Annotated in this window: 21 protein-coding genes; 11 read left to right on the top strand and 10 right to left on the bottom strand. The window is 69.9% G+C overall.

The genetic code is table 11. The annotated features are described in order from the left end of the window. Nucleotides 1-92: 92 nt before the first annotated feature. A complete protein-coding gene (locus OVA21_RS15140; protein WP_268092775.1) occupies nt 93-1766 on the bottom strand; it encodes a DEAD/DEAH box helicase in 1674 nt (557 codons plus the stop codon). A 247-nt stretch (nt 1767-2013) separates the two neighbouring features. Between OVA21_RS15140 and OVA21_RS15135 the strand changes: the two genes are divergently transcribed. After that, nucleotides 2014-3570 (top strand): adenylate/guanylate cyclase domain-containing protein, encoded by a 1557-nt coding sequence (locus OVA21_RS15135; RefSeq protein ID WP_227022203.1) that lies wholly within the window; start codon nt 2014-2016, stop codon nt 3568-3570. Nucleotides 3571-3576: 6 nt separating this feature from the next. On the opposite strand, the gene OVA21_RS15130 is transcribed toward OVA21_RS15135, so the two are convergent. Next, nucleotides 3577-4311: an LmeA family phospholipid-binding protein gene (locus OVA21_RS15130; RefSeq protein ID WP_067718862.1), complete on the bottom strand. Its 735-nt coding sequence runs from the start codon at nt 4309-4311 to the stop codon at nt 3577-3579. 86 nt (nt 4312-4397) lie between these two features. Here OVA21_RS15130 and OVA21_RS15125 point away from each other — a divergent pair, with 86 nt between their 5' ends. From OVA21_RS15125 to OVA21_RS15115, 3 genes are all read left to right on the top strand, one after another. Then, entirely contained in the window at nt 4398-4958 is a 561-nt protein-coding gene (locus tag OVA21_RS15125) for a type 1 glutamine amidotransferase domain-containing protein (RefSeq protein ID WP_067719144.1), read from the top strand. A gap of 13 nt (nt 4959-4971) precedes the next feature. Beyond that, nucleotides 4972-5994 carry a glycosyltransferase gene (locus OVA21_RS15120; protein WP_096906577.1) on the top strand — a complete coding sequence of 341 codons (1023 nt, stop codon included), beginning with the start codon at nt 4972-4974 and terminating at the stop codon, nt 5992-5994. Nucleotides 5995-6232: 238 nt separating this feature from the next. Continuing rightward, on the top strand, nt 6233-6511 hold the full coding sequence (locus OVA21_RS15115) for a WhiB family transcriptional regulator (RefSeq protein WP_067718868.1): 279 nt from the start codon (nt 6233-6235) through the stop codon (nt 6509-6511). Between the two features lie 60 nt (nt 6512-6571). On the opposite strand, the gene OVA21_RS15110 is transcribed toward OVA21_RS15115, so the two are convergent. Continuing rightward, nucleotides 6572-7036: a hypothetical protein gene (locus OVA21_RS15110; protein ID WP_096906578.1), complete on the bottom strand. Its 465-nt coding sequence runs from the start codon at nt 7034-7036 to the stop codon at nt 6572-6574. 2 nt (nt 7037-7038) lie between these two features. Then, nucleotides 7039-8277, bottom strand: a complete 1239-nt coding sequence (locus OVA21_RS15105; protein ID WP_268092774.1) for a fatty acid desaturase family protein — start codon at nt 8275-8277, stop codon at nt 7039-7041. A 114-nt stretch (nt 8278-8391) separates the two neighbouring features. Here OVA21_RS15105 and OVA21_RS15100 point away from each other — a divergent pair, with 114 nt between their 5' ends. The 4 genes from OVA21_RS15100 to OVA21_RS15085 all read left to right on the top strand — a co-directional run bounded on the left by OVA21_RS15100 (nt 8392) and on the right by OVA21_RS15085 (nt 11605). Beyond that, nucleotides 8392-9126: an amino acid ABC transporter ATP-binding protein gene (locus OVA21_RS15100; protein ID WP_069389523.1), complete on the top strand. Its 735-nt coding sequence runs from the start codon at nt 8392-8394 to the stop codon at nt 9124-9126. Nucleotides 9127-9183: 57 nt separating this feature from the next. Further along, the gene (locus OVA21_RS15095) at nt 9184-10002 is read left to right on the top strand and encodes a glutamate ABC transporter substrate-binding protein (protein WP_096906580.1); all 819 of its coding nucleotides are present in this window, start codon (nt 9184-9186) and stop codon (nt 10000-10002) included. 113 nt (nt 10003-10115) lie between these two features. Continuing rightward, nucleotides 10116-10778 (top strand): amino acid ABC transporter permease, encoded by a 663-nt coding sequence (locus OVA21_RS15090; RefSeq protein ID WP_067718880.1) that lies wholly within the window; start codon nt 10116-10118, stop codon nt 10776-10778. Further along, nucleotides 10775-11605 (top strand): amino acid ABC transporter permease, encoded by an 831-nt coding sequence (locus OVA21_RS15085; protein ID WP_069389524.1) that lies wholly within the window; start codon nt 10775-10777, stop codon nt 11603-11605. Before OVA21_RS15090 ends, OVA21_RS15085 begins: the two co-directional genes overlap by 4 nt. 128 nt (nt 11606-11733) lie before the next feature. On the opposite strand, the gene OVA21_RS15080 is transcribed toward OVA21_RS15085, so the two are convergent. The 3 genes from OVA21_RS15080 to OVA21_RS15070 all read right to left on the bottom strand — a co-directional run bounded on the left by OVA21_RS15080 (nt 11734) and on the right by OVA21_RS15070 (nt 13728). Beyond that, entirely contained in the window at nt 11734-12510 is a 777-nt protein-coding gene (locus tag OVA21_RS15080; RefSeq protein ID WP_067718885.1) for an SDR family NAD(P)-dependent oxidoreductase, read from the bottom strand. A gap of 60 nt (nt 12511-12570) precedes the next feature. Continuing rightward, a complete protein-coding gene (locus tag OVA21_RS15075) occupies nt 12571-12999 on the bottom strand; it encodes a VOC family protein (protein ID WP_096906581.1) in 429 nt (142 codons plus the stop codon). Between the two features lie 84 nt (nt 13000-13083). After that, entirely contained in the window at nt 13084-13728 is a 645-nt protein-coding gene (locus OVA21_RS15070) for a maleylpyruvate isomerase N-terminal domain-containing protein (protein WP_268092773.1), read from the bottom strand. A gap of 108 nt (nt 13729-13836) precedes the next feature. Between OVA21_RS15070 and htpG the strand changes: the two genes are divergently transcribed. Then, on the top strand, nt 13837-15918 hold the full coding sequence (gene htpG / locus OVA21_RS15065) for a molecular chaperone HtpG (RefSeq protein WP_268092772.1): 2082 nt from the start codon (nt 13837-13839) through the stop codon (nt 15916-15918). A gap of 180 nt (nt 15919-16098) precedes the next feature. Here the strand turns inward: htpG and OVA21_RS15060 are convergent, their stop codons facing one another. Then, nucleotides 16099-16764: a hypothetical protein gene (locus tag OVA21_RS15060; protein WP_268092771.1), complete on the bottom strand. Its 666-nt coding sequence runs from the start codon at nt 16762-16764 to the stop codon at nt 16099-16101. Between the two features lie 88 nt (nt 16765-16852). On the opposite strand from OVA21_RS15060, the gene OVA21_RS15055 reads away from it, so the two are divergent. After that, nucleotides 16853-18148: an ISL3 family transposase gene (locus tag OVA21_RS15055; RefSeq protein ID WP_163376978.1), complete on the top strand. Its 1296-nt coding sequence runs from the start codon at nt 16853-16855 to the stop codon at nt 18146-18148. 212 nt (nt 18149-18360) lie between these two features. Here the strand turns inward: OVA21_RS15055 and OVA21_RS15050 are convergent, their stop codons facing one another. Further along, the gene (locus OVA21_RS15050) at nt 18361-18933 is read right to left on the bottom strand and encodes an O-acetyl-ADP-ribose deacetylase (RefSeq protein WP_096906583.1); all 573 of its coding nucleotides are present in this window, start codon (nt 18931-18933) and stop codon (nt 18361-18363) included. Next, nucleotides 18930-19751 carry a phosphatase PAP2 family protein gene (locus OVA21_RS15045; RefSeq protein ID WP_268092770.1) on the bottom strand — a complete coding sequence of 274 codons (822 nt, stop codon included), beginning with the start codon at nt 19749-19751 and terminating at the stop codon, nt 18930-18932. Before OVA21_RS15045 ends, OVA21_RS15050 begins: the two co-directional genes overlap by 4 nt. A gap of 106 nt (nt 19752-19857) precedes the next feature. On the opposite strand from OVA21_RS15045, the gene aspA reads away from it, so the two are divergent. After that, nucleotides 19858-21321, top strand: a complete 1464-nt coding sequence (aspA, locus tag OVA21_RS15040; protein ID WP_096906585.1) for an aspartate ammonia-lyase — start codon at nt 19858-19860, stop codon at nt 21319-21321. Nucleotides 21322-21329: the final 8 nt, after the last annotated feature.

Genomic DNA, 21329 nt, shown 5'->3' with positions numbered 1-21329 from the left:
CCGGATCGGCTAGTCCGATTGGAGTAGCCGATCCGGATTCCGAGTAGCGGATTTCCGGGAGGGGAGGGGAGGGGAGGGTGCCTCCCCTCAGGTCAGCCGGCGGTGCGGGTGGAGCGGCGACGCTGGTCGCTGCGGGGCCGCCCGGCCGCCTGGCCCACCGACTGGCGGGCGCCGGAGCCCTGGGTCGCGGAACCCTGGCCGCCCGAGCGCTGGCCGCCCGAGCCCCGGGTGCCGGAGCCCTGACGTGCGGAGCCCTGGCGGGGCGAACCGTGGGCGTCGGCGGTCTGGGGACGACGACGACGAGCGCCGCCGGTGCCGGAGCCCTGCTGATCGCGGCCACCGCGCTCCGAACCACCGCGTTCTGAACCACCGCGTTCTGAACCACCACGGCCGGCGCCGTCACGGCTCTGACCGCCGTGGCGGCTCTGACCGCCGTCACGACCCTGCCCGCCGCCGCGGCTCTGCTCACCGTCACGGCCCTGACCGCCACCGCGGCCCTGACGCTGCTGGTTCTGGTTCTGACGGCCCTGGCCGCGGCTGCGACGGGCCTGCCCGCGAACGGACTGGCCCTCGGCGCCGTCGTCGGACGGCACGTGCGCGGGCGGCTCCGGGGCGTCGGCCAACGCGACGGCGGCATCGGCGCCGATGGGCAGCTCGATCTCGCCGGCGGTGACCCCGGCCGCGCGCAGCAGCGACCGCACCTCGCGCACCTGGTCGGAGGTGGCGACGGTCACGACGGTGCCGATGGCGCCCGCGCGGGCGGTGCGGCCCGAACGGTGGACGTAGGCCTTGTGCTCGGCCGGCGGATCGGCGTGGACGACCAGCCCGACGTCGTCGACGTGGATGCCGCGGGCGGCGATGTCGGTGGCCACGAGCACGGTCGCCTGCCCGGAGGAGAACGCGTCGAGGTTACGCACGCGGGCGTTCTGCGACAGGTTGCCGTGCAGGTCCACGCTCACGACGCCGCGGCCGGTGAGCTGCTTGGCGAGACGCTTGGCACCGTGCTTGGTGCGGGTGAACATCACGGTCCGCGGGTGCGCCACGGCGAGGTCGGCCAGCGCGCGGACGCGGTCGTCGGCGTCGACACGCACCACGTGGTGGGCGGTCGGACCGGAGGTGGCGGTGCCGTCGTCGACCGAGTGGTCCACCGGGTTGGTGAGGAACTTGGTGACCAGCTTCTGGACGCCGGAGTCCAGGGTCGCGGAGAACAGCAGTCGCTGCGCACCGGACGGGGTCGCCGCGAGGATCCGGGTGACGCCGGGCAGGAAGCCCAGGTCTGCCATGTGGTCGGCCTCGTCCAGGACGCTGATCTCGATCGAGTCCATGCGGCAGTGCTTCTGCCCCATGAGGTCCTCGAGTCGACCCGGGCAGGCCACGACGATGTCGACGCCACGATTGAGCGCCTCGACCTGACGGCCCTGGGAGACGCCGCCGAAGATGACGGTGGTCTTCAGGCCCATGGAGTTCGCCAGCGGCTCGAGGGTCTCGTTGATCTGCCGGGCGAGCTCACGGGTCGGCGCCAGGATCAGCCCGCGCGGGGAGTTGCGGGCGCGGCGGTCGCCGGACGCGGCGAGGCGGGCGACCAGCGGGATGCAGAACGCGTAGGTCTTGCCGGAACCGGTGCGGCCGCGGCCCAGCACGTCACGGCCGGTCAGGGCGTCCGGCAGCGTGGCCGACTGGATGGGGGTGGGGGTGGTGATCCCCGCGCTGCCGAGAACGTCGAGCAGGGGGGAAGGAACGCCGAGATCGGCGAAAGAACGTGACAAGGGAGAAGGCTCCGTACATAGAGAATGGCGTCTTGCCCGGCGCGCTCGCGGGGAGTCGCATCCACTTCGATGAGCGATGCGCCCGGTGCGCGACCACGGGGAGGTCGACAACCGCACGGCCCGAGGCAAGAGTGGTGCGGGCCGTCCGAGGACCACCCTACGCGTAGCGGGCCCCACACCCCAGCCCCGCGGCCCGGGTGTGACGAGGGCATCACGATCGCCTCCCCGTGGTGGCACGATACGAGGCGTGCGAATAGACCTGTCCCTGCTGCGTCGACCGGAACTGGGGTCTGTGCTTCTCGGCCGGGAGGAGGAGTCCGCCCGCCTGCGCGCGTGGCGCGTCCGGATCCTGCTGCTCCTGACCCTGCTCGCCTCCAACCTGGTGGGCGTCGCGGTGGCCGTGGTGCTGGTCTTCTTCGTGCTGCCGGGCCCGGCGGTGCTGTCGCGGGAGTTCCTCGTCCCCTCGGTGATCGTGGTGCCCGTCTACGTGACGATGGCGGTCATCGTGGGCACGATCTGGGTCACCGGTGCGGTCTACCGCCGCGTCCGGTGGTTCCTCGACGGCCGCGAGCCCACCGACCGTGACCGCGCCCGGACCCTGCGCCTGCCCGCCCGCATCACCCTCATCCAGGCCTTCCTGTGGCTGCTCGGCGTCGCGGTCGTCACCCCCGCGTACGGCCTGGTCGACCCCACGTCGATCCCGGTGGTCGGGTTCACCATCTCCTTCGCCGGCATGGTCGTGTGCGGCGCCGCGTTCCTGCTCGCCGACTTCGGCCTGCGGCCCGTGGCGGCGGTCGCACTGTCCACGGGCCGCGCCCCGCGGGCTCGGTTCCTCGGCGCCATGACGCGGCTCCGGGTGGCGTGGGCCCTGGGTAGCGGGGTGCCCGTCACGGGCCTGATCATCGTCGCGATCTACACACTCGCGGGCCGTGCCCTGTCGCTGGAACGCCTCGCCGTCGTCGTCATCGTCCTGGGTGCCACGTCCCTCCTGGCCGGGTTCCTCCTCATCTCCCTCGCGACGGGGTCGATGATCGCCCCGCTGCGCAGCGTCCGGTGGGCGATGCAGGACATCAGCGACGGCACGCTCTCTCGGCGCGTGGTGGTCTATGACGCCACGGAGCTCGGTGAGCTGCAGCGCGGGTTCAACGAGATGGCCTCGGGGCTGCAGGAGCGCGAACGGCTGCGCGACCTGTTCGGTCGACACGTCGGGCGCGAGGTTGCCGAGGCCGCGGAGCTCGACGATCCCGAGCTGGGCGGGCGCGACTCGCGCGTGGGCGTGGTGTTCGTCGACCTCATCGGCTCGACCGAGATGGCCGTGCGGTCCGAGGCCGGCGAGGTGGTGGACGTGCTCAACCGGTTCTTCTCCGTGGTCGTGGAGACCGTGGAGGAGTACGACGGCATCGTCGACAGTTTCCTCGGCGATGCCGCGCTCGTCGTGTTCGGCGCGCCCCGGTCGATGGCGGACCCGGCGACCGCGACCCTGGCCTGCGCGCGGGTGCTGGCCGAGCGCCTGCCCGCGCGGGTGCCGGACTGCCGCGCCGGCATAGGGGCGTCCTACGGGGACGTCGTGGCCGGGTACGTGGGCTCGGACGACCGCTTCGAGTACACCGTCATCGGCGACGCCGTGAACGAGGCCTCGCGGCTGTGCGAGCTGGCCAAGGAGCAGCCCGGCCTGGTGCTGGCCTCCGGCGTGGCGGCCGACGCCGCCGCGGAGTCCGAGCGTGGCCGCTGGCAGGAGGTCGGGTCCGAGGTCGTGCGCGGCCGCACCGAGCCCACGAGACTGTGCGCGCCGGCGCCCGACTGACCACCCCTAGCGCAGCACCACGTCACGCCCGCCGAGCATCACCTCGAGGCCGTCGTCGACCACGCGCGCGTCCTCGATCACCACTCCCTCGGGCAGTGAGGCCATGGTCGTGTCGACGGTGCCGGTGATGCCGGAGAACAGCCCGTCCGGCAGCGGGAACCCCAGCAGCGAGGTCTGCTGCGGCGTGAGCGTGAGCTGCCCGTCGTTCACCCCGGGCTGCACCCCGATCTCCGCGATGCCGCCGATGTCGGCGCGCAGCAGGCCGGCCGGTGCGTCGGGGCGCACCGAGCGCACCTCCGTCATGCCCGCGATCGGCGAGCCCTCCGCTGGGTTGCCCTCCGCGGCGGCCGCCGCGAGCTGGTCGGCGCTGAGTGTGGCGGTGCCGTCCGCGGACTCGGCGCGGATACCGCCGTCGACCTGCGAGACCGAGTAGCCGGTCACGTCGATCCGCGGCACGGTGGCGTCACCGGGGGAGGTCAGGCGGACCGTGCCCACGGCCTGCTGCGTGGCCAGGTCCCACAACACGGGGCTGGTCCCGAACTCCACGGACACCGGCGCCCCGAGCTCCGCCGACGCCTCGCGCTCGGCCCGGTCCGACAGGTACCAGCGCGCGCCGAACTCCGCGGCCACCACCAGACCCGCCAGAAGCAGGAGCAGCAGGACCAGCGAGCACCCGCACCCGCACCCACCGCGCCTATTGTCGCGACGCCCTCTGCGGTCCATCCGATCTCGTCTGCCCATGGGGGTATCGTGCCGGACCGGAGCACCCGGGTCTACCGTCGCCGGACCGGTTGCGGCGCGGCGAGCAGGACCTCACGATCGGGATCATGACCGAGACACAGGATGCACTCACTGACACCCGTACCGTCGCCTTCCTCGTGGCCTCCGAGGGGATCGAGCGCGTCGAGCTCACCGAACCGTGGGACGCCGTCTCCGACGCCGGCTTCCGGCCGGTCCTCGTCAGCACGGAGGACGGCGAGGTCGGGCTGGTCGATCACCTCAGCCCGGCCGGCACCCGGCCCGTGGACCGCACGAGTGCGGACATCTCCGCGGCCGACGTGGACGTGCTCGTCCTGCCCGGCGGCGTCGCGAACCCGGACGCCCTGCGCGGGGACCAGCACGCGGTGACCCTCGTGCGCGAGATGGTCGAGGCTGGCAAGCCGGTGTTCGCGATCTGCCACGCGCCGTGGGTCCTCATCGAGGCGGACGTGGTGCGCGGCCGGAAGGTCACCTCCTTCCCGAGCCTGCGGACCGACCTGGTCAACGCTGGCGCGGAGTGGGTCGACTCCGAGCTCGTCAGCGACGACGGGGTCTTCACGAGCCGCCGGCCCGACGATCTCCCGGCCTTCTGCGAGGCGCTCGTCGGCGCCGCCCGGGGGTCGGCCTAGGGGCGACCGGGCGATGATCGGCGTGTACGTCCACAACCGTGGACGGGGGCACCTGCACCGGGTGCTGCCGGTCGTCGCCGCGCTCCGCGACCGGGGCGACGAGGTCACGATGCTCGTCACCGGCCCCTTCGACGACACCCAGCGTCCCCCCGGGACCCGCGTGGTCCACCTGCCGACAGAGCCGGACGCACGGACCGGGCCCGCCGCCGCGCACGCGGCCGGACCGCCGGCGCGGGACGAGATCACCCTCGCCGCCCGTCGTGCCGCCGTGGCGTGGATGGACCGTGAACGCCCCCGCGCGCTGTGGGTCGACGGCTCCCCGGCGATGTCGCTGGCCGCCCGCATGACCGGTACACCCATGGTGAGCACCCTTCCCCCGGGCGTGCGCGACGACGAACCGCATCTGCTGCGGTGCCGGGCGGCCGAGAGGCTCATCGCCGCCTGGCCGCCGGGCGTGCACCGCGAGACCGTGGCGCGGGCGGAGAAGCGGGTGAGCGAGATCGGGGGCGTCTCCCGGTTCGAGCGACGCGGACGCGAGGAGCGGGCTCGTCGTCGCCCCCGTGTCGTCCACCTCAACGCCTCCGGCACCGGCGGTGATCACCGCTTCTGGCGCGCCGTGCGGACCACCGCGGCGGAGCTGGGCGTGACGGACTGGGTGGAACTGGGCGGGCCCGACGGCGAGTGGCACTCCGACCCCTGGCCCGTGCTGAGCTCTGCGGACGTCGTGGTGACCGGCGCGGGTCAGGCGTCCGTCGCCGACGCGGCCTGCGCCGATGTGCCGCTGGTCGTCGTCCCCGGGAAGCACGAGTACGGCGAACACGACGCCACCGCCGAGGCGCTCGGCTCCATCCCCGGCGCGTCGGTCCTGCGCTACGGCGACGGCCCGACGGCGGTCGCGCGCGAGGTGCGCGCACAGGTGGACCGCGCCCTCGACGGCGAGGCCGCCGGGATCCGGTCGTGGTGGGGGGTGGACGGGGCGGCACACCGCGCCGCGGAGGTCATCCGGGCGACGGCGACGACGACGACGACGAGGTAGGCCCGATTCGGGTGATGTGCGCCTCCCGATCCGCGGATAGGCATTTTCTCACGAGGTCGTCAGGAAGGCTGATAACTGCTGCACACATGCCGTCCCCGGGGGAGATACTCGATCTCACGACCCCCGAAGTGCGGCGCGACGTGCTCGGAACCCTGACAGTATTGCGGGACTCACTGCGAACGACGAACTTTCAGGGCTCGAGGTAGGGCACTTCGCGAGGCGCAGGGACGGAGGATGAATGCCGAGATACAGGAACCTCGAACCCACCTCGGACTTCTGGTCCTGGCGTGACAACGCCGCGTGCATCGGGCACGAAGACCTGTTCTACAGCCTGGAGGAGGAGTCGAAGGGGGAGCGGCGCAAGAAGGAGGAGCAGGCCAAGTCGGTTTGCGCCACGTGCCCGGTCTTCGATACCTGTCGGCAGTTCGCCCTCAATTCCGGTGAACTCTACGGAGTGTGGGGCGGACTCACCGAGGCCGAGAGGCACAGGATCTCCGGCCGCCACCGCACCGGCTGACGACCCGGGCGGCGAGTCGGCGGCCGTGTACCCGGGTGGCAGGCTGGCGGTCCGCGGGACCTAGTTGCGATCCTGCGGGGTGGCCTCGTGCCCCGGGCGGCCGCCAGTCCGGTTGGCCTCCTTCATCTCCGCCTCGTGGACATGCCGTCGTCCTCCGGTGAGCTCGTCGCGCACCGCACTGTCCAGGGCGCGGGCCGTGCTCCAGAACCCGTCGTCGAACTCCTCGACGATCTGGAACGTCCAGCGTCCGTACAGGACGTTGACCCCCACCATCTCGTCGCGGATGCGCGCGGCGAGCTCGGACCGGCCGGCATCGTCCAGCTGGTCGGCGGCTTCTTGGAAGAGGATGTCCGCCCGGCCGATCAGCTGGTGCAGGTCGTACAGGTGCCCGCGGGCGCGCTCGATGTACTCCATCGCCTCGCCGACGGTGCCGGCCGCCTCGACCTCGGCGTCGGTCGCCCCCTCTGGCCGCCGATGCGCCTCGTCGACGCTCGGGGTCCGGTCTCCCTCTCCCGGGCCCGCCACGCTCAGACCGTCCGGGTCAGACGACGCAGCTGGTCGGGGCCTGTGTGGTGCTTGAGCGCGGTGACCAGGCCCGACCGCGGACCCACCGCGTCGTCGTAGGTCTTCGGCTCACCGGCGAACATCTTCTCCGAGCGGGTCTCCGGCGCGTCGTCCGTCGTGGCCTTGAGGAACCGGTTCGGCAGCGAGAGCTTGGCGATCGTGCGCCAGGACTGCCAGTACTGCTTGTACAGCGGTCCGGTGGTGTACGGCAGGTCCCACCGCCGGCAGACGTCCTGGACCTTCTCCGAAAGCTCCGCGTACCGGTTCGACGGGAGCGTCGGGAAGAGGTGGTGCTCGATCTGGAACGACAGGTTGCCGGACATGAAGTGCGTGAGCTTGCTGCCGGTGAAGTTCGCGGAGCCGAGCATCTGGCGCAGGTACCACTGCGCCTGCGTCTCGTTCTCCAGGTCCTCGAGCGTGAACTTGTCGGCGCCGTCCGGGAAGTGGCCACAGAAGATCACGGCGTTGGACCACAGGTTGCGGATGACGTTGGCGGTCATGTTGGCGCTCATGGTGGACTTCCAGTTGGGCCCCGACAGCAGCGGGAACCACACGTAGTCCTTGCCCACCTGGCGCCGGGCCTTGCGCAGGAACTGTCCGATCCGCTTCTTCTGCTCGTCCCACCCCGAGGAGTTGATCGTCCCCGGCGCGATCTCCAGGTGCTGGACGCCGACGCCCCACTGGAACGCGAACGCGAGCATCGTGTTCCACACCAGGTTGAGCGAGTTCGCCGGGTGCCACGGCTGGTCGCGCGTCACCCGCACCACGCCGTACCCGACATCGTCGTCCATGCCGACGATGTTGGTGTACTTGTGGTGGTGGTAGTTGTGGGTGGCCTTCCAGTGCTCGGACGTGCCCACGATGTCCCACTCCCAGGAACTGGAGTGGATCACCGGGTCGTTCATCCAGTCCCACTGCCCGTGCATCACGTTGTGCCCGAGCTCCATGTTCTCGATGATCTTCCCGGCCGCCAGTAGTCCGGTGCCCACCAGCCACACGGGTCGGTACCCGGAGAAGAGGAGGACGACCCGGCCGCCGGTCACCAGTCCGCGCTGCAGGCGGATGGTGTTCTGCACGTAGCGGCGGTCGTCGTCCCCGAGGGAGTCGACGACCTCCTGGCGGAGCGCGTCCAGTTCCTCACCGATGGCATCGACGTCCTCGGCGGAGAGATGGGCGTATTCCCTTACATCAGATATCGCCATGTAAGAACGGTACGTAGCGGTCAGCGTCATGTCGACCGTTCCGGGAAACCCGAACTGCGGACAACTACTGCCGAGTTGACCGGCAAGCGTTCATCGGACGCTTATGATCCCACCATGGCTCTCGTCGAGATCTCAGGCGTCAATAAGCACTTCGGTGACTTCCACGCGCTCAAGGACATCAACCTGTCCATCGAGCAGGGGGAGGTCGTCGTGGTGATCGGCCCGTCGGGGTCCGGGAAGTCGACGTTGTGCCGCACGATCAACCGGCTCGAGACCTTCGAGAGCGGCTCCATCACCATCGACGGCAAGCCGCTGCCCGAGGAGGGCAAGGCGCTGGCGAGACTGCGGGCCGACGTCGGGATGGTGTTCCAGTCGTTCAACCTGTTCGCGCACAAGACGATCCTCGAGAACGTGACGCTGGGTCCCATCAAGGTCCGCAAACAGTCCAAGTCGGAGGCCGAGAAGCGCGCGATGGAACTGCTCGAGCGGGTCGGTGTCCACGAGCAGTCGTCCAAGTACCCGGCGCAGCTGTCCGGCGGTCAGCAGCAGCGGGTGGCGATCGCCCGGTCGCTGGCGATGGACCCCAAGGTCATGCTCTTCGACGAGCCGACGTCCGCCCTGGACCCGGAGATGATCAACGAGGTCCTCGACGTGATGACGGGGCTGGCCAAGACCGGTATGACCATGGTCGTGGTGACCCACGAGATGGGGTTCGCCCGCAAGGCGGCCGACCGCGTGATCTTCATGGCGGACGGGGAGCTGGTCGAACAGGCCACCCCGGAGGAGTTCTTCACCAATCCGCAGAGCTCCCGGGCCAAGGACTTCCTGTCCAAGATCCTCACCAACTAGTCGGGCCCGTCCGCGGACCCGAACGAGACCCATCCACCCATCCCACGAGGAGAACCCATGAACATCCGACGGATCGGAGCGGCCACGGCGGCCGTCGCCCTGGCACTCGGCGTGAGCGCGTGCGGTAGCGACGACGGTGGTGGCGAGAACCAGCTCAAGGTCGGCATCAAGTTCGACCAGCCGGGACTCGGGCTGAAGGAGGGCAACGACTACACCGGGCTCGACGTCGACGTGGCGCGCTACATCGCCGACAAGCTCGGGACCCCGGAGGACGAGATCGAGTGGGTGCAGGCACCCAGCGCCCAGCGCGAGACGCTGCTGGAGACCGGTCAGGTCGACATGATCGTCGCCACCTACTCCATCACCGACTCCCGCAAGGAGAAGGTCGGCTTCGCCGGCCCGTACTTCATCGCCGGGCAGGACCTCCTGGTCCGCTCCGACGACGACTCGATCACCGGTCCCGACTCCCTCGACGGCAAGCGCCTGTGCTCCGTCACCGGGTCGACCTCGGCCCAGACGGTCAAGGAGCAGGTGCCGGGTGTGAACCTGCAGGAGTTCGGCACGTACTCGGAGTGTGTCTCGGCGCTGGTGTCCAACGCCGTCGACGCGCTGACCACCGATGACACGATCCTCGCGGGGTACGCCTCCCAGGACCAGTACCAGGGCCAGCTCAAGGTGGTCGGCGCGCCGTTCACCGAGGAGCGGTACGGCGTCGGGATCCAGAAGGGCGATACGGAGAAGTGTGAGCAGATCAACGAGGCCATCCGCGAGATGATCTCCGACGGCAGCTGGGACACCGCCGTCGAGGAGAACCTCGGCGCCGCCGGCTTCACCCCGGGCGAGGGCAACCCGCCCGAGCCGGAGGCCTGCTCCTGATCTGATCCGACCCGGCCGGTGCGACACCCGCTCCGGCCGACCACCGCCTCCCTCCCCGCGCCGACCCGCTGGCGCGGGGAGGAGGGCGGGCACCTCACCACGGAAGGTGGACCATGGGCGACATCTTCGCCGACTACGACGTCCTCGGGGCGGTCTGGGTGACGATCCAGCTCTCGGTCCTGGGCACCATCGGGGCCATGGTCCTGGGGACGATCATCGCCGTCCTGCGCGTGTCCCCGGTGGCTGTCCTGCGCGGCCTGGGCACCTCGTACGTCAACACGTTCCGGAACCTCCCGCTGACGTTGCTGATGGTCTTCAGCATCCTGGGGCTGTCCTTCATCCTCCAGCTGTCGGTCTCGGACGACTTCGCCCGCAACGCCTTCTGGTGGGCCGCGATCATGTTGGCCGTCTACCACGCGGCCTATGTCTGCGAGGCCCTGCGCTCCGGCGTGAACACCGTCCCGGTGGGGCAGGCGGAGGCCGCCCGCTCGATCGGTCTGGCCTTCGGCCAGTCCATGCGAGAGGTCATACTCCCGCAGGCGTTCCGCGGGTCCATCGCCCCGCTGGGGTCGGTGGTCATCGCGCTGATCAAGAACTCCACCGTCGCGGCGGTCATCGGTGTCGGGGACTCCGCCGGCCTGCTCCAGGTCATCACGGAGAACGAGGGCGCGAGCCTGCTGACGTTCTTCTTCTTCGCCATGGTCTTCGTGGTCCTCACCCTCCCGATCGGACTGTGGACCACCTCCCTCTCCCGGAAGCTGTCGGTGAAGCGATGAGCACACAGGCGGTACTTTTCGACGTCCCCGGCCCCAAGGCCCGGCTGCGGCACAGGATCCTCACCGCTGTCGGCGTGGTCCTCGTGGTCGCCATCGCCTACGTCATCTATCTCCAGTTCGAGAAGGCCGGCCAGCTCAAGGCCTTCATGTGGGAGCCGTTCGTCACCGACCCCGAGGTGTGGACGTCCTACCTCATCCCGGGCCTCAAGGGGACGTTCACGGCGGCGGCGATCTCCATCGTGCTCGCCGTGGTCTTCGGGCTGCTCTTCGGCATGGGGCGGCTCTCGCCGTTCGCACCGTTGCGCTGGTTCTGCAGCGTGATCGTGGAGTTCTTCCGCTCCGTGCCCGTGCTGCTGATGATGGTCTTCGCCTACTTCGGCTACTTCGCCACCTCCAACATCGTGCCCAACCAGCACGCGCCGCTCGCCGCCGTCGTCACCGCGCTCACCCTCTACAACGGCGCGGTCATCGCCGAGCTCGTCCGCTCGGGTGTCCACGGGCTGCCCGCGGGGCAGTCCGAGGCGGGACTGGCCGTGGGCCTCACCCCGGGGCAGGTGCTGCGCTCGATCCAGCTCCCCCAGGCACTCACGGCGATGCTCCCGGCCCTCGTCGGCCAACTCGTCGTCGTCCTCAAGGACTCCGCACTGGGCTACGGCATCACCTACCTGGAGCTGCTCAACTGGTCCAAGACCCTGGGCTCGGCGTACGCGAACACCGTCCCCGCGTACATCGTGGCGGGCATCCTGTTCATCCTCGTCAACTACACGCTCACCAAGTTCGCCGTGTACCTCGAGGGCCGGATGAAGAAGCGCCGCGCGAAGGTCTGACCCGCACCCGCACCGACGGAGACCCGCACCCATACCGACGAAAAGGACGTTCCGCGCACATCGCCCGAGAGGGAGTGCGCGGAACGTCCTTTTCGATGCCCGGGGGCGTGGTCGATTCCGGGGGCGTGCTACTTCGGTGGCATCCGGATGCCACCGTCGACGCGGATGGTCTCCGCGTTCATGTACGGGTTGGTGAGCAGCTCCATGACCATGGACGCCAGTTCGTCGCCCGAGCCGAGACGCTTCGGGAACAGGACATTCGAGCCGAGGTTGGCCTTGAACGCCTCCGAGTCCGGGCCCTCGCCGTAGATCGGGGTGTCGATGAGGCCGGGCGCCACGGTGTTGAGGCGGATGCCGGCGGCGGACAGGTCACGCGCGACGGGCAGGGTCAGGCCGACGATGCCGCCCTTCGAGGCGGAGTAGGCGGCCTGGCCGATCTGGCCGTCGAACGCGGCGACGGAGGCCATGTTGACGATGGCGCCCTTCTGACCGTCCTCGTCGGCCTCCTGCGTGCTCATCTTGGTGGCGGCGAGCCGCAGCATGTCGAACGAGCCGATGAGGTTGATGTCGATGACCTTGCGGAACGAGTCGATGTCGAAGGCCGACGAGTACTCACCGTCGCGGCCGATGGTGCGCTGCGCCCAGCCGATGCCGGCCGAGTTGACGAGGTAGCGCAGCGGGCCGAGCTCGAGAGCGGCGGCGACGGCCTTCTCGTTCTGGTCGGTCTTGGTGACGTCGACGGAGACGAACACGCCTCCGACCTCGTTCGCCAGGGCCTCACCCTTCTCGGCATTGAGGTCGGCGACGACCACCTTGGCACCCTTGGCGGCGAGCTGACGGACGACGGCGGCGCCGATTCCCGACGCACCGCCCGTGACGATGGCACTTGCTCCAGAAATTTCCATGCCAGAACGGTAACAAGCACGGGCGCCGGATAAGGGTGGCTTGGCCGGGTCAGTGCGTATTCAGTCTCCGGTGCCCGGCACGACGACGTCCCAGCGGATGCCGAACCGATCGTGGACCTGCCCGTACCGGTCACCCCACGGGGCGACCCCGAACGGCATCGCCATCTCGCCACCGCTCAAGGTGACCTTGTCCAGGAACGCACGGGCCTCGTCCTCGGTGTCGAATCCCAGCAGGAACGAGTAGACGTCGCTGCGCGGCTGCGGGAGGCTCTCGCCCATGGCGTCACCGCCGGTCAGGCTGATCCCGGGGGCCTCGAGGGTCGCGTGGGCGACCGAACCGTGCGGTGGGTCGAACGGGAAGTCCTCGGTGGAGGGGAACTGGTCGTAGGTCATCACCTCGAGCTTTCCGCCGAAGAGTTCCTGGTAGTAGGGGAACGCCTCCGCCGCGTTGGCGGGGAAGGAGATGTAGGGGACGCAGGTCATGGCCATTGTCGGAGTCTCTCGTCGTGGGCGACCGCGTGCCGGTGCTACCCGGTATACGCAACGCTAGACCCGTCTGCGCCGCCGGACACGTTAAATCTGGTCGCTGTCGCTGTCGCTGTCGCTGTCGCTGTCGCTGTCGCCGTTGCCGCCCGGCCCGGCCGGGGAGGGGCGCCGTCCGGACAGCGCGAGCAGTCGGGCCCGAGAGTCCGCCCCGAGCGTCACGGGGCTCGCCTCGGCGAGCACGTCGAACGACCGCATCAACTCCACCACGCTCCTGGCGTGGTCGAGCGTCCAGGCGGCGAGGTCCTCCGCCTCCGTCGACTCCCAGGTCCGGGGATCGAGGTCGTGGGCGTGGACCAGCAGTTCGAAGACCCGTAGCGCGAGCAGGTCGCGGACCGGGATGTCGGCCAGGCGGTGCGGGACGGTCGCGTCCGCGTCCCGGGCCCGCGCGAGTTCCCTTCGCAGACCGGCGGACGTGCGGTGCAGGGCGGGGACCGGTTTCTCGCCGGCGTGGTCGGCGGTGCGGGTCCACCCGATCTCCGACTCCGGCAGCCGTGAGGAGTAGGCGGCGTATCGCAGCCCACCGCCCAGGACGTGGTTGGCGCAGTCGCGGCGGGTCCATCCCGGGCAGGCGTCGCAGTCTCCGTCGAGACCGCCGGCGAGCGCGCGGCCGAACAGGGTGGTGGCCCGGTCGAGAACCGCGAGGTCCTCCGGGCTCAACGGGGTCGGGGTCACGGGCACCTCACCTCCAGGAATGTCTGTGCTTCACACTAGGTTGACTGGGACGGTGTGAACAGATCACGCCAACCCTTCAGCCGTGACGAGAAAGGACCGATACCCGCCATGAGCCCGCAGACCTCCGGTGCAGCAGAGACCCGGGAGTTCCAGGCCGAGACCCGGCAGCTGTTGGATCTGATGATCCACTCGATCTATTCGAATCCGGACACCTTCCTGCGCGAGGTCATCTCCAACTCCTCGGACGCGCTGGACAAGCTCCGGTTGGCCGCGCTGCAGGATTCCTCGCTCGGCGCGGACACCTCGGATCTGCACATCGAGCTGATCCCGGATGCCGGCGCCCGGACGCTGACGATCCGCGACAACGGCATCGGCATGTCCCGCGACGAGGTGGTGGACCTCATCGGCACGCTCGCCAGGTCGGGCACCGGGCAGATGCGGGAGGCACTCTCCGCGGCCCGGGCGGCGCAGGAGTCCGGTGAGGTCTCGGAGCAGGCCACCGCGGACCTCATCGGTCAGTTCGGCATCGGCTTCTATTCGACGTTCATGGTCGCGGACACGGTCACGCTGGTCACCCGCAAGGCAGGCGAGAGTGCGGGGACGCGCTGGACGTCGAGCGGCGAGGACACGTACACGATCGAGGACGCCCCGGACGCTCCCCAGGGCACCTCGGTGATCCTGCAGCTCAAGCCGGCCGGTGGGGACGCGGCGCTCCCGGACTACGCCGAGGAGCACACGCTGCGCCGGGTGGTGCGAACCTACTCGGACTTCATCGCCTGGCCGATCCGCATGGACGTCGAGCGCCCGGCGCCGGAGCCGGAGTCGACGGATGGGGCCGGCGCGGACGGGGCCGGCGCAGACGATGCCGCCGCCGAGGACGCCGCGCCCGAGGCTCCCGGCACGGTCACCGAGACGGAGACGCTCAACTCCCAGAAGGCGCTGTGGACGCGGCCCCGCTCGGAGGTCACCGACGAGGAGTACGCCGAGTTCTACCGTCACGTCTCGCACGCGTGGGACGAGCCGCTGGAGACGATCACCCTCAAGGCGGAGGGCACGTTCGAGTACCAGGCGCTGCTGTTCCTTCCCACGCAGGTGCCGTTCGACCTGTTCTCCCCGGACACCAAGCGCGGGGTGCAGCTCTACGTCCGTCGTGTCTTCATCATGGACGACTGCGAGGAGCTGGTCCCGCCGTTCCTGCGCTTCGTCAAGGGCATCGTCGACGCCCAGGACCTGTCGCTCAACGTTTCCCGCGAGATCCTCCAGCAGGACCGTCAGATCCGGGCGATCCGCAAGCGCCTGGTCAAGCGGGTGCTGCAGACGATCGAACAGATCAGGACCGACCGGCCGGAGGAGTTCCGCAGCTTCTGGGCAAACTTCGGTGCCGTCCTCAAGGAGGGCCTGATCGCGGACGTCGACGCCCGGGAGCAGTTGCTGGCCGTGAGCACGTTCGCCTCCACGCGTCCCGCCCAGGCGGGCGCCGGGAACGCCGGGTCCGGATCGGACGAGACCCCGCGCGACGACGAGCGTGACGACGACGAGGTGGGCGCCACCATCGCCGAGTACGTCTCCCGGATGGCCGACGGGCAGGAGGAGATCTACTACCTCACCGGGACGTCCCGCGCGGCGGTGGAGAACTCCCCGCACCTGGAGGCGTTCCGTGCCCGCGGCGTCGAGGTCCTCATCCTCACCGACCCGGTCGACGAGGTGTGGGTGGACGCGGTCGGCGAGGTCGACGGCAAGCGCCTGCGGTCGGTGGCCAAGGGCGACGTGGACCTGTCCGGCATCGGCTCGGAGGGCGAGGAGAACAAGGACGAGCCCGACGCGGCCGAGTTCGCCGACCTGCTCACCTGGCTGGGCGAGGAGCTGTCGGACGAGGTCAAGCAGGTGCGCCTGTCGCACCGGCTCACCGAATCGGCCGCGTGCATGGTGGGCGACGAGTTCGACATGACTCCGCAGCTCGAGGCCATGTACCGCGCTTCGGGCATGGAGTTGCCCACGAGCAAGCGGATCCTCGAGCTCAACCCCACGCACCCGCTGGTCGAGCGGCTGCGCGAGCAGTACGCATCGGATCCGTCGGCGCCGGGCCTGGCCGATACCGCCCGGCTGCTGTCGGGTGCGGCCGTCCTCGCGGAGGGCGGCACGTTGTCCGATCCGGCCGCGTTCGCCAAGTTGCTGGTCGACCGCATCTGACGTCGCCCCAGCGGCCCATCGCGCCGCTGGCCCGGCGGCCTCGTCGGCTCGAGCAGCCTCGCCGGTTTCCCGGCTCGCACGCCCGCCGCTCCGCAGGATCCCGTCAGGGCTCCCGCGGCGCGGCGGGCGTTGTTGCCGACCTCCCCGCCCACAGCGACGGCCGGGGCGACGACTACCCGATCACCGGTGTCCGGCCCCGGCCAGGGAGCCGCAGGCCACGCCGATCACCGCCCCGAGCGCGGTCTCGGCCGGGGTGTGGTGGCTGATCCGCACCCGCGCCCAGGCCACCGTCGGTACGAGGGCCAGCAGTCGCCAGTAGCGGGGTGAGAGTTCGCGGGCGAGCACCGCGACGGCCCCGGAGAGCACGGCGGTGTGGAACGACACCTTGATCCGGAGCGTCGCGGCCCCGGCCACGCCCAGCGCCACCAGTGCGGCCCGCGTCATCCGCTGCAACTCGTCCGGGGCGTCGCCCCACCGTTGGGCCGCGAGCAGGGTCGCCACCGACCCGGCGATGCCGACGATCACCAGGGGGCGGTCCTCCCGCCGGGTGACGTGGTGGTCGGACAGCGCCTTGCGTCGGACCCGCCAGGTGATCGCGGCCTGCGGAACGATGCCCAGGCCGGCGGCGGTCGCGAGCCCCCACCCGGTCGACCCCACCGCCCGGCCGAGGTGCACCGACCCGACGGTGAGCACCACCCACGGGGCGCAGACCTCCGTCAGAACCGTCGCCGGGAGCACGTCACGCGTCCGCCCATCCGGCGCGACCGAACCCCGGGCCGACGCACCGCTCTCGACCACCACGCTCTCCGCCACCCCCCGAAAATCCGGCTCTTGTGACCTGTCCATGGGTCGTTCGGTGGATCTCGGGTAGAAGCACGCCGTTCTCGGCTTAGGTTTTGGGTGTCTAAGTCCAAACCGAAGAGCGGAGAACGGCGTGCGAGGTGTCAGCCTATGGCGTGCGGTGCTGGGCGTCGAGAGAACGGTTATCGAGAACGTCGAGTTCGACCACAACGAGCAGATCGTGGTCGCACATGTTCGCCCTCGAAGGGGGTACTGGGCCCGGTGCGGCGTCTGCGGGACGCCGGCGGCCCGGTACGACAACGGCGCTGGCCGACGCCGCTGGCGCAGTCTGGATATGGGCTCAACGATGGTGTTTCTCGAGGCCGATTCGCCGCGAGTGAGCTGCCCCGTGCACGGTCCCACTGTGCGTCAGGTGCCCTGGGCCCGCCACGGCGCCGGTCACACCAGACCCTTTGACCAGCAGGTCGCGTGGCTGGCCACGCAGTGTTCCAAGAGCGCCACGTGCCAGCTGATGCGCATCGCCTGGCGCACGGTGGGGTCGATCATCGCCCGCGTCTGGGCCGACACCGTCGCCGGTACCGATCCGTTGGCCGGTCTGCGGAGGATCGGAATCGACGAGATCTCCTACAAGCGCAACTACAAGTATCTGACCATCGTGGTCGATCACGACACCGGTCGCCTGGTGTGGGTTGCCATTGGCCGGGACAAAGCCACCGTGCAGGCGTTTTTCGACGCTCTCGGGGCCGACCGGTGTGGGCAGATCACCCATGTCACCGCTGACGGGGCGAAGTGGATCGGCGACGTCGTAGCCCGAGCGTGCCCCGAGGCGGTGCGCTGTACCGATCCGTTCCACGTGGTCAAGTGGGCCACCGATGCCCTGGATGAAGTGCGTCGACAGGTGTGGAACGAGGCCCGCGGCGACAAACGGCAACTGCGTGAACGTCGTCTGGCCAACAAGGTCAACCGGGCCCGCGGTTACGCCCGGGACATCAAGCACGCCCGATATGCGCTCTGGAAGAACCCCGAGAATCTCACCACCCGGCAGAGTGCCAAGCTGGCGTGGATCGCCAAGACCGAACCCACCCTGTACCGCGCCTACCTGCTCAAAGAAGGCCTGCGTCTGATCTTCCAACTCCCGATCGACGAGGCCAGAGACGCCCTGGAAGCGTGGATCAGCTGGGCCAGACGATGCCGCATCGAACGGTTCGTCCACTTGCAGCGCACCATCTGCACCTACAAGACCGAGATCCTTGCCTCGATCGAACACGGCCTCTCCAACGGGCTCATCGAATCGGTCAACACCAAGATCCGCCTCATCACCCGAATGGCCTTCGGCTTCCGTTCACCAGAGGCCCTCATCGCCCTGGCCATGCTCAACCTCGGCGGCCACCGTCCCACCCTCCCCGGCCGCCAAAAGGCCCACGCATGAGTCATAAGAGCCGAAAATCCGCTATCCCGAATACGGATCCGCTGGTCGGATTGGACTAGCGGATCCGGAGGGAGAGTAGCGGATCTGGCCGGGGCGGATCGGAGTGCGGTGCGGTGCGGGGTGGGGTGGTGCGTGCGGTGCGGTGCGGTGCGGTGCGGGGTGGCGCGGGGCGGGGCGGACCGGAGTGCGAGGCGGGCCGGGCGCGGGGCGGGTCAGCGGGGCCGGATCTCGGCGAGGCACTGCTCGGCCAAGCTCAGGGTGGCTGCGTCGAACAGCAGCAGCGTGGCGGACTCCACCTCGGTGTCGATGCCGGCGAGAGTCCCGAGCGCGGTGCGGATCGCGTCCTCGCGCGGCCAGCCGTAGGCCCCGGCGGAGATGAGCGGGAAGGCCACCGTGCGGGCGCCGAGCTCATCGGCCACGGCGAGGGAATTGCGATAGCAGCCGGCCAGCAGCGCTCCGCCGCCGGTGCCGCCCGTGCCGCCCGTTGCTTCCGCGCCGCCGGTGCGTTCGTAGACCGGGCCCACGGTGTGGATGACCCAGCGGGCGGGGAGATCTCCGGCACCGGTCGCGACGGCCTGTCCCGTCGGCAGCCCGTCTCGCAGGCGGCCCGCCCTCAGCTCCCGGCACTCGGCCAGGATCGTCGGCCCGCCCGCGCGGTGGATCGCCCCGTCCACACCGCCGCCCCCGAGTAGGGAACTGTTGGCCGCGTTGACCACCGCGTCGACGGCCATCCGGGTGATGTCGCCGTGGCCCAGCTCGATCCGGGCGCGCCTCGTCGTCGTCATCCCGACACCCCGGGCGCCACGGTCTCGCGGGCCGACCTCCGGCGGGTGATCATCGGCGTCGGCGAGTCGTCGAGGCGGTCCATCAACCACATGATGGTCGCCACCTCGCCCACCCACGCCAGGCTCACGCACCAGCCGGCCAGGATGTCGCTCGGGAAGTGCACACCCAGGTACATGCGGGTGACGCCGATGGCCGGGACGTACCCCGCGGACCCGACGATCACCGGGTAACGCCACGCCGTTGGCCAGGCCAGGACGCAGGCGCACCCGGCCAACGCCGCGCTCGCCATGGCGTGACCGCTGGGGAACGAGTAGCTCTTCTCCTCCACGATGTGGGTGAAGAACGTGGGCCGACCCCGCCGGTACAGGGCCTTGAGCACCGAATTGATGATCGTCGACCCCACCAGGGACACCGTCAACAGTGCGGCGGGCCGGCGACTGCCCCGGACGGAGACCAGATACGCCGAGGTGGCCAGGGCGAACAACGGCACCGCAGTGACTCCGCCGAGTTCGGTGACGGCCCGGACGATGCGCGTGTTGCGCGGCGAATGGCGACTCTGCAGCCACAGCATGACGGGGCGGTCGAAGGGCAGGCCCGCATCGCCGCGGATGCGCTCGGCCAGCTCAACGAATCCGATCACCGGGGTCGCGAACCCCACGAACGCCACCCCGAAGATCGTCCACGTCCCGCGCGGCAGGGGCATCTCCCGCCGGTCGACGATGCTGCCCAGCACCCCGTCCGACGGGTACAGCTGCCGCAGGATGTCCCGAGCGGAGGTGAACGCTCGGGAGCGACGGGAGGTCGTCGTGCGCGACATGCCCCCACACTAGGCAGAGCGGCGGCCTTCCCGCCGGTGGATCGCCGCGAGGTCGGGTGCGGCGCGGTTAGGGTGGGCCGCAGGCGACCCGAGAGGCGGACGACGAATGAGCCAGACCCGTGTGGAACATGACCTGCTCGGTACCAAGGAGGTCCCGGCGGAGGCGTATTACGGCATCCACACGGTCCGGGCCGTCGAGAACTTCCCGATCACCGCCACCACCATCAGCGACATCCCCGACTTCGTCCGCGGCATGGTCATGGTCAAGAAGGCCGCCGCGCTCGCGAACCTCGAGATGGGTGTCCTCGACGAGACGGTGGCGAAGGCGATCGTCGGGGCCTGCGACGAGATCCTGGTCGACGGGCGCTGCATGGACCAGTTCCCCTCCTGCCAGTTCCAGGGCGGCGCCGGCACCTCGGTGAACATGAACACCAACGAGGTCGTGGCCAACCTCGCCCTCGAGCGCCTCGGCCACCCCAGGGGCTCCTACGACATCGTCAGCCCCAACGACGACGTCAACCGTTCACAGTCCACCAACGACGCCTACCCCACCGGATTCCGCATCGCCCTGTGGCACGCGCTGGAGCGACTCGAGCCGGCGATCGTCGCCCTGCGGGAGGCCTGCTACGACAAGTCCGAGGAGTTCCGCGAGGTCCTCAAGATGGGGCGCACGCAGCTGCAGGACGCGGTCCCCATGTCGATGGGCCAGGAGTTCGGCGGCTTCGCCGTGACGCTCGACGAGGAACTCCACGTCCTCGGCGCCGCGGCCCGGATGCTGCTCGACGTCAACCTCGGTGCGACCGCGATCGGCACCGGAGTCAACACCCCGCCCGACTATCGTCGCGCCGTCATCAGACATCTGCGGGCCGTCACCGGACTGCCGGTCACCGGCGCGATGAACCTCATCGAGGCCACCAGCGACACCGGCGACTACGTCAACGTCCACGCCGCCCTCAAGCGGACCGCGGTGAAGGTCTCCAAGATCTGCAACGACCTGCGGCTGCTGTCCTCGGGGCCGCGCGCCGGCTTCAACGAGATCAACCTGCCGGAGCTGCAGGCCGGGTCGTCGATCATGCCAGCCAAGGTCAACCCGGTGATCCCCGAGGTCGTCAACCAGGTGTGCTTCAAGGTGATCGGCAACGACGTCACCGTGACCATGGCCGCCGAGGCAGGTCAGCTCCAGCTCAACGTCATGGAGCCGGTGATCGCCCAGGCGATGTTCGAGTCGATCTCGCTGCTGACCAACGCCATCGAGACGCTGACCGAGAAGTGCGTGGAGGGGATCACCGCCAACGTCGAGGTGGCCCGCCAGAACGTGATGAACTCGATCGGGATCGTCACTTACCTCAACCCGATCATCGGCCACCACAACGGTGACCGGGTCGGCCGTGAGTGCGCCCGGTCGGGCCGCGGGGTCCGGGAGGTGGTGCTGGAGATGGGGCTGCTGTCGGCGGAGGAGCTCGATGACATCTTGTCGCCGTCCAACCTCCTGCGGCCGAAGTACAAGGGAAAAGGTGGTACACGGGACGTGGCACAACCCGGGCAGGATATGACCGGCCCCACGGCCTGAGCCGCCGG

Origin of the sequence: Dietzia sp. SL131 (genome assembly GCF_026672565.1) — a bacterium.
Classification (GTDB): Bacteria; Actinomycetota; Actinomycetes; order Mycobacteriales; family Mycobacteriaceae; genus Dietzia; species Dietzia kunjamensis.
Note: the sequence above shows the minus strand (reverse complement) of the source record. Positions and strands in the feature narration are given on the sequence as shown.

Bases quoted from the DNA above. Each gene is read 5' to 3' on its own strand.
- OVA21_RS15130 (WP_067718862.1), bottom strand. From the start codon at position 4,311: ATGGGCAGACGAGATCGGATGGACCGCAGAGGGCGTCGCGACAATAGG.
- OVA21_RS15125 (WP_067719144.1), top strand. From the start codon at position 4,398: ATGACCGAGACACAGGATGCACTCACTGACACCCGTACCGTCGCCTTC.
- OVA21_RS15120 (WP_096906577.1), top strand. From the start codon at position 4,972: ATGATCGGCGTGTACGTCCACAACCGTGGACGGGGGCACCTGCACCGG.
- OVA21_RS15115 (WP_067718868.1), top strand. From the start codon at position 6,233: ATGCCGAGATACAGGAACCTCGAACCCACCTCGGACTTCTGGTCCTGG.
- OVA21_RS15105 (WP_268092774.1), bottom strand. From the start codon at position 8,277: ATGGCGATATCTGATGTAAGGGAATACGCCCATCTCTCCGCCGAGGAC.
- OVA21_RS15100 (WP_069389523.1), top strand. From the start codon at position 8,392: ATGGCTCTCGTCGAGATCTCAGGCGTCAATAAGCACTTCGGTGACTTC.
- OVA21_RS15095 (WP_096906580.1), top strand. From the start codon at position 9,184: ATGAACATCCGACGGATCGGAGCGGCCACGGCGGCCGTCGCCCTGGCA.
- OVA21_RS15090 (WP_067718880.1), top strand. From the start codon at position 10,116: ATGGGCGACATCTTCGCCGACTACGACGTCCTCGGGGCGGTCTGGGTG.
- OVA21_RS15085 (WP_069389524.1), top strand. From the start codon at position 10,775: ATGAGCACACAGGCGGTACTTTTCGACGTCCCCGGCCCCAAGGCCCGG.
- OVA21_RS15080 (WP_067718885.1), bottom strand. From the start codon at position 12,510: ATGGAAATTTCTGGAGCAAGTGCCATCGTCACGGGCGGTGCGTCGGGA.
- OVA21_RS15075 (WP_096906581.1), bottom strand. From the start codon at position 12,999: ATGGCCATGACCTGCGTCCCCTACATCTCCTTCCCCGCCAACGCGGCG.
- htpG (WP_268092772.1), top strand. From the start codon at position 13,837: ATGAGCCCGCAGACCTCCGGTGCAGCAGAGACCCGGGAGTTCCAGGCC.
- OVA21_RS15060 (WP_268092771.1), bottom strand. From the start codon at position 16,764: ATGGACAGGTCACAAGAGCCGGATTTTCGGGGGGTGGCGGAGAGCGTG.
- OVA21_RS15050 (WP_096906583.1), bottom strand. From the start codon at position 18,933: ATGACGACGACGAGGCGCGCCCGGATCGAGCTGGGCCACGGCGACATC.
- OVA21_RS15045 (WP_268092770.1), bottom strand. From the start codon at position 19,751: ATGTCGCGCACGACGACCTCCCGTCGCTCCCGAGCGTTCACCTCCGCT.
- aspA (WP_096906585.1), top strand. From the start codon at position 19,858: ATGAGCCAGACCCGTGTGGAACATGACCTGCTCGGTACCAAGGAGGTC.